The organism is Staphylococcus sp. GDX8P114P-2 (genome assembly GCF_017892945.1).
GTDB classification, from domain to species: domain Bacteria; phylum Bacillota; class Bacilli; order Staphylococcales; family Staphylococcaceae; genus Staphylococcus; species Staphylococcus arlettae.
The window spans coordinates 1,375-8,461 of record NZ_JAESMB010000017.1 but is presented as its reverse complement, the minus strand read 5'-3'; the positions used below and the strand labels follow the sequence as shown (position 1 = coordinate 8,461).

The window sequence follows — 7,087 nt, the reverse complement described above, 5'->3', positions numbered from 1 at the left end:
TGATTAAAGTTTGTTTCTGTTGTATCACCATATTGATGAATATTACCTTTAAAGAATTCATTCTCCATATACAGTGTAGCTTCTTTTAAATTGACTTCTCTTGATAACATAACGAGATTTAAATAACTTATAAAGTAGTCAACAGATAACATACTCGCATGATTTACCGTCATTTTATCCTCCTAGTCTGGTGCATATGCTTTAAATTGTCGTTACTCCGACAATAAATCAAAAAAAATTGATGTAACGCTTAAAAAATGGTTCCTATAAAAGGAAAATAACATTCGATAATTGCTCTTTTTATTATATCAATTTTTCTTGATGTAATAAATGCTATGCTAAAAAGATGATATTGTCAATCAAAACTAATCCATATATAAAATTAAAAATAGATTCGACTATAGCGAAAATAAACACACATTTTTATGAGTTAGTTGCATCCAAAATTCATCGTGGTGATCAAGATACCACAAAACCATGGAATTCATTGCGTCATTGGATTACCAAAGAAAACTACAAAGCCAATATATTTATAGAGAAGTATATATAATTGGTATCCCTAACTCAAAGGGAATTTAGGCGACAGAAATTCGATAACCTATATTCATGTAATTTTCAAAACTATTTGTAGCTATAACTTTTATAGGCATGGATTTTATTGAAAAAACTTATCAATATATTAAATCTTACTATTATATTAAGTGTAATAAATTTCAGATAGAACTTTTACTATTCAACTTATGATATTCTCTCCTATTCCTAAGACATCTATAATAAAAGCGTTGAAATTTAATAATCCAATCAGAAAGTTAAATTTCAATGATCCATTTTTTTATTTTTAATTCTATAGATTGTCTGACGTGTAATCCCGACATCTTTAGAAATTTTACTAATTGAAACGCCTTGCTCTAGCATCTCTATAACTCGATAATATACTAACCGTTTTTGTGGGTCTTTAGCATTTGGTGAATAAAGCACAGGTCTGCCTTTATAGATACCTTTTTCTTTAGCCACTTTAATCCCCTGTGCTTGTCTTCGCTTACTTTCATTTCTTTCTTGCTCTGAAATCATTGCTAAAATTTGAATAATTAAATCCTTCATGAACTTATCTAATAATGGATTCCCAATTGCTTCATTCATCATGGGCAAGCTTGTAATCATTAATTGGACTTCTTTTTCTTTTAAGTAGTTAACCGTTTGAATAATTTCATCATAATTTCTACCTAGTCGGTCGATGGATTCTACAACTAAACGATCTCCCATTCGTACAAAACTTAATACTTCTTGAAAAATAGGTCTATTTTCAATCGATTTTCCCGATTGTTTTTCTGTGAATATTCTTTCAGCACCAAATGCTTCTAAATTTTCAATTTGCCTATCTAAGTTTTGATCAATGGTTGAAACTCTTGCATATCCAACTATCATTTTTAACACCCTTTCTCATACAGCCTAATCATACAATTAAAAGATTGATGTCACTTTATTCGATATATGAGAATGACTTTACCTAATAAATGAGAAAAGCAACGCACTATATTAAAATGCGTTGCTTTTTCTATTATCGAATACCTATAACTAAACTATCTCTAGCTGTTTCTACAACTTCTGTACTTATTTTATCTAAACCATTTATATCCATAATTCTGTCTATCTGCGCAAATAAACGATGAATCAGCCTAAAATTCCCTTTTGTGATTTTAATAATCGTCGTTATTGCTTCATAATCAGTAAAGTCTTCGAGTTTTAAATCAAATCCTAAATCTTGCCACTTATATTCTAATATATGATGCGTCTCATCTTTACTTAGATTATCAAATTCATGCGCAAAACCTATGCGCGAATATAGTTGAGGATAACGAGATAGTTTTTTCTCTATGCCCGGCATACCAATAAATATCATTGCTAAATTATGTTCATCATAAATAGCTCTTAATTGCTCTAAATGTTGCACTTTAAGGCGATCAATCTCATCTACTATAATTAAATCAATATATTTAAACATATCACTATAATGTTTACTATGTTCATGTCCATACTTATTTACAACATGTAATTTTTGACCCAAATCAATGCTTGCAGTAATACTATATAAATCATTCCTTAATTTAGTTTGTTTTTCTGCTGGTGCAGTATAAAATATTTTATCCACCGATAGTATGTCATCGGTCGTTTTACTAGCTAGATCTTCCCAACCTCTATGGTTAACTTGTTTTTCGATTGTATCCCAATTTGTATAATATCTTGAAGATAAAGTTTTCCCAACTCCAGGTTGACCATAACAGATACCAATATATTGATATTTAATGCAAGCGTCACAAAATTCAGCAAACCGTTTATACTCTTTCGTTTCAATAAAATTCTGATTTTTAGTCATTACGATACCTCTTTAATTTTTTGACGTTTTTAGTCGTTTCTTGAGGTGAATAACCACAATTTTTTTCTTCCTTAATTAATTCTGTGGTACTTGGACTAGCAATATTTTGTTTTAAGTGTTTTCTTCTCTGACTACGAGCGTGCTGTATGTCTTTTATATCTATGGAGTAATCAGCTATTTCTGGACATATAGCAGTACAAAGAAATTCATCTCTATAAAACACACGTATTTCAGCCATATCATTTGGGTTATAACGAATCAGTACATATTCACCTACATAAGCTGCTAGATTAGTATTACTGTATCGAAAACCTTGAAAATGAATGCCATCTGAATGAACTTTTCTAGATTTAGGTATTTCCAACAATAATAAATCAAGTTGTTCTAAGCTACTTGGCATATTAGGGAAAAAGTGATTACTATTCCAACGACTGATAGGCGTGGTATGAATAGCACTATGTTCTTTTTGATTATAATCTTCAATTAAAAAGTAACGTAGTTTTTCTTCAAAATTGTGAAAATCTATTAGATTACTAGGAGTATCATTATTGTTTATATATCCAGGCAGTTGTTCTAAGAAAGTTTGGTTAACTGTCTGAAAAAAGCGTTCTATTTTTCCACGACCACGAGGGACACCAACTTTTGAAAACATCAAATTTATTTTCAAGTCAATAGCGACTTGTTCCATGTGATTTGAGGTAAAGTCACTTCCGTGATCTGTATAGAATTTTTCGGGTATACCACACACTGGCCAGTTGGTATCATTCTTATTCCATATTGCTTGGTGTAGTGTTAATGCTGTGTTTTGAGCATTGGGGGCATCAAAACTTAAGAAATAGCCTGCAATTGCACGACTATAGTCATCCATAATTATAGTTAGCCACGGTCTATTGATATTACCTTTTTGGTCTAATATAAAGATATCTAGCAAAGTATGGTCTGCTTGCCATATTTCATTGGGTCTCGAGGATTCTCTAATTTGTATTAAATCGTACTTATTTTGATAGTATTTTTCACCTTGATGAGAGAAATCAATAACAGACTTAGGCATTGCTTTAATAACACTATAAATTTGTTTATAACTTGGTATATCAAAATTATTTTCTTTACAGTAATTAGTGATTTTCCTATGAATTGTGGCTATACTATTTCTTTTATTCATAAGCGCAAGGCGTTCAATTTCATCAATTATCTTTGGTTCTATTTTACGTGTTCCTTTATCAGCTCTTGTCGCATAGATTAGTCCTTTAAGTCCTTGTTCTTTATATGACTTATTCCACCTATAAAGGGTGCTTAACGCAATCCCTTTACTTTTAGAAATACTTGATAAAGATTGTTCGCCTAGGATAAAAGGTTTTATAATATTGTACTTTTGAGTAGCTTTTTTACGTTTGGCTTCAGAAAAATTAGTTAGATACTTCTCCTTGTTTTTCATCTTCCTTGTCCTCCAATTTATTGAGGTAACGATAAATTGTTGTACGTGAAACTTGCCATTGTTCTGCAATTGTTTTAATGGGGGTGCCATTATCATAAAGTGTTTTGAGTAAATTTAAGTCTTTTTTATTCAATTTTTCAGGTCTTCCACCATAACGTCCTCTGGCACGAGCTGCAATTCGTCCAGCTGAAGAACGTTCTAAAATTAAATTCCGTTCAAACTCTGCAAATGCTGCGAATAAATGAAATAATAATTGTCCTGTAGAACTTGATTTATCCATCGTTATATTTTCTTCTAAACTATGAAAACTCACGCCTCGTTCGTTAAGTTCATTCACTAATGTGATTAAATCCTCCATGTTACGTCCTAGTCTATCTAGTCTCCAAACAACAATGGTATCTCCTGACCTCGCAAATTCAATTGCTTTATCTAAACCAGGTCTTTTACTTTTTGAACCACTCATATGGTCATTAAATATTTTTTCACAACCATGTGTATTTAATCGATCTTCCTGTAAATTTAAATTTTGTAATCCAGTTGAAACTCTTGCATAACCTATTTTCAAAATACAAACCTCCTATATACATCTTCAGTGTACCATAACTTAATCACAAGGTCTTTTGTGAACATAGATTTTTTGTTGGGTTTTTGAACACATAATTCTATGTAATACATACTTATTTAGACATAAAAAGAGAGTGTACAGAAAATGGTTATTTTCTGTACACTCTTGTTATTTACATAAGACCCTTTAACATACCGTACCAATACATTTTAGGTAATAAATCTTTTTTAAAAATATACATACTTCTTCGTTCTTTGGCCTGGTTAAAAGGCAATGTTTCTTTTGGTTTTTTATTATAATCAAACTCGGCAAGTATTAATTTATTGTACCCGGTAACGATAGGGCACGAAGTATAACCATCATAATGATGCGTCAACATTTCATTATCCATTACTTGCAATAGGTTATTAACAACTATAGGCGCTTGTTTACGAATTGCTGCTCCTGTTTTGGAAGTAGGTGCATTTGAAGCATCACCAAGCCCAAATATGTTAGAGTAGCTTTTATGCTGTAATGTGGTTGGGTTAACATCTACCCAACCATCACTATCTGAAAGTGTACTTTCTTTAAGTACACCTAAGGGACCCATGGGTGGTGTTACATGTAACATTTCATAATCTATTGTCTTTCTATCGTCTGTTTTAATGTGTTCAAATGTAGCCTCTTTTTTGTCTCCGTCAATTTCAACAAGATTATAATTATAATTGACAATTATATCCCTTTCTTCAACAATTTTCTCTAATTCTTTATTATATTTGCCTACGTCAAATAAAGCATCTTTTGGCGTTTCGTATATCACATTAGCATTAGAACGGATATTATGTTTTCTAAAATAATCTTCAGCTAAATACATAATTTTCATAGGTGCGCCTCCACATTTGATAGGCGTATTAGGATGCGTGAAAATCGCGTTCCCTTGTTTAAATTTAGAAATTTGTCTCCAAGTTTCGCGAACATAGTTAGGTGAATAGTTAGAACAAACACCATTTTTACCTATATTCTCTTTTAATCCTTTAATAGAAGACCAATTAATCTGTAATCCAGGGGCTACCACTAAAAATTCGTAACTAACGACCGAATTATCTCCTAAAATAATGCTATTGTTTTCAGGTTGAAAGCTTGAAACAGCATTTTTTATCCATTGAACACCTTCAGGCATAACACTTTTCATATCTTTACGAGAACTTTTTAAACTCGATACCCCAGCACCAACCAAAGTCCATAACGGTTGATAATAATGATATTCAGCCGGGTCTATAATTGCTATTTTTCCTTTTAAGCTTTGATTTTTTCTTAATAGTCTTGATGCCACGGTAATACCTGCTGTACCGCCACCTACAATAACAATTTGATAATACTTACTCATTTTTCCACACCCTTAAATTATTTTAATGATTCTGGAAAATCTTGATAGCCTTCTCTAATATTCACGACATTTTCAAATCCTTTATTTTCTAAGATACCTACTGCGATTGAACTTCTAACACCTGACTGACAATGTACGTATATTTTATCCTCTTTATTAAATGGAATATTTTCATTTAATAATTTACCATGCGGAATATTGACTGCTTGATCTAAGTGCCCATTATTCCACTCTTCTTCATTACGTACGTCGAGTACATTTGCTTCTTCGCCAGTAATATCAGCGCTGTGGATGGATTGTGTTAGAATTTCTGATTTTGGTAAACGATAGCCTGCTATATTATCAAAACCAATTAATTGTAAAGTATGCGTTGCTTGTTCAACTGTAGATTTATCTCCGATTAAATCTACATCTTTTTCAAAATCTAAATACCAACCGATCTGGTTAATAAAGTTTTTGTTATAAGGAATATTGATTGTTCCTTGTGTATGTCCACCGTGAAAGGCTTCTTTGCTACGAAGATCAAATGCTATTCTTTCATTATCTAAACTAGGATAAACGTTGTATGGTTGATACATTTTCATACCAAACTGATTAATTTTTTTCATCTGTGCAAAGTGATGGGGTGGCGCTGGTTGATTTGATGTTAATGTTTCAACAAATTTAGATTCATCTGTTACATTAAATGCCCAGTTATTAATTTTTTCGTAACCTAGCGTAGACATTGGTATGGCACCTAATGCTTTACCACAAGGACTTCCAGCACCGTGTCCAGGCCATATTTGAATATAATCTGGTAAATTTTTAACACCTTCTATAGATTGGTACATCTGTTTTGCACCAATCTCTGTAGTACCTTCCATTTGTACTGATTTTTCTAGTAAATCAGGTCTACCGATATCACCAACAAAAATAAAGTCACCACTAAATAAACCCATTGGAACACTTGAGCCGCCACCTTCATCAGTGAGTAAGAAACTGATACTCTCCGGGGTATGACCAGGTGTATGCAAGACTTCTAATTTAATATTACCTACTTGAATAATATCTTGATTTTTAACAAAATTTGTATGTTCCGGCATATTTTTATAACTTAATTGATCATCACCTTCGCCAGATACATATATATTGGCGTTTAAACGTTTTGCCACATCCCGAATTCCAGAAGCAAAATCAGCGTGAATATGTGTTTCAGCAGCTTGTGTAATTTTAAAACCTTCGCTATCTGCAACTTCCATATATTTTGTTAAATCACGAACAGGATCAATTACTATTGCCTCTCCCGTACGTTGACAGCCAACTAAATAAGATGCTTGAGATAAATGATTATCGTAAAATTGTTTGAAA

6 protein-coding genes are annotated in these 7,087 nt (G+C 32.0%); all 6 read right to left on the bottom strand.

Annotation, left to right across the window (positions count from 1 at the left end):
* Positions 1-816: 816 nt before the first annotated feature.
* Positions 817-1,425: a recombinase family protein gene (locus tag KA845_RS10435; protein WP_119605241.1), complete on the bottom strand. Its 609-nt coding sequence runs from the start codon at positions 1,423-1,425 to the stop codon at positions 817-819.
* Positions 1,426-1,558: 133 nt separating this feature from the next.
* A complete protein-coding gene (locus tag KA845_RS10430; protein ID WP_000164962.1) occupies positions 1,559-2,374 on the bottom strand; it encodes an AAA family ATPase in 816 nt (271 codons plus the stop codon).
* Entirely contained in the window at positions 2,367-3,809 is a 1,443-nt protein-coding gene (locus tag KA845_RS10425; RefSeq protein ID WP_000790716.1) for a Mu transposase C-terminal domain-containing protein, read from the bottom strand. Before KA845_RS10425 ends, KA845_RS10430 begins: the two co-directional genes overlap by 8 nt.
* Entirely contained in the window at positions 3,781-4,374 is a 594-nt protein-coding gene (locus KA845_RS10420; RefSeq protein WP_000690635.1) for a recombinase family protein, read from the bottom strand. Before KA845_RS10420 ends, KA845_RS10425 begins: the two co-directional genes overlap by 29 nt.
* A 172-nt stretch (positions 4,375-4,546) precedes the next feature.
* Positions 4,547-5,740 carry a type II sulfide:quinone oxidoreductase Sqr gene (gene sqr / locus KA845_RS10415; RefSeq protein ID WP_069996590.1) on the bottom strand — a complete coding sequence of 398 codons (1,194 nt, stop codon included), beginning with the start codon at positions 5,738-5,740 and terminating at the stop codon, positions 4,547-4,549.
* Positions 5,741-5,757: 17 nt separating this feature from the next.
* A partial coding sequence (gene cstB / locus KA845_RS10410) for a persulfide dioxygenase-sulfurtransferase CstB (RefSeq protein ID WP_210128048.1) occupies positions 5,758-7,087 on the bottom strand: 1,330 nt, incomplete at its 5' end.

Coding starts and splice junctions, on each gene's coding strand:
- KA845_RS10435 (WP_119605241.1), bottom strand. CDS start 1,425: ATGATAGTTGGATATGCAAGAGTTTCAACCATTGATCAAAACTTAGAT.
- KA845_RS10430 (WP_000164962.1), bottom strand. CDS start 2,374: ATGACTAAAAATCAGAATTTTATTGAAACGAAAGAGTATAAACGGTTT.
- sqr (WP_069996590.1), bottom strand. CDS start 5,740: ATGAGTAAGTATTATCAAATTGTTATTGTAGGTGGCGGTACAGCAGGT.
- KA845_RS10425 (WP_000790716.1), bottom strand. CDS start 3,809: ATGAAAAACAAGGAGAAGTATCTAACTAATTTTTCTGAAGCCAAACGT.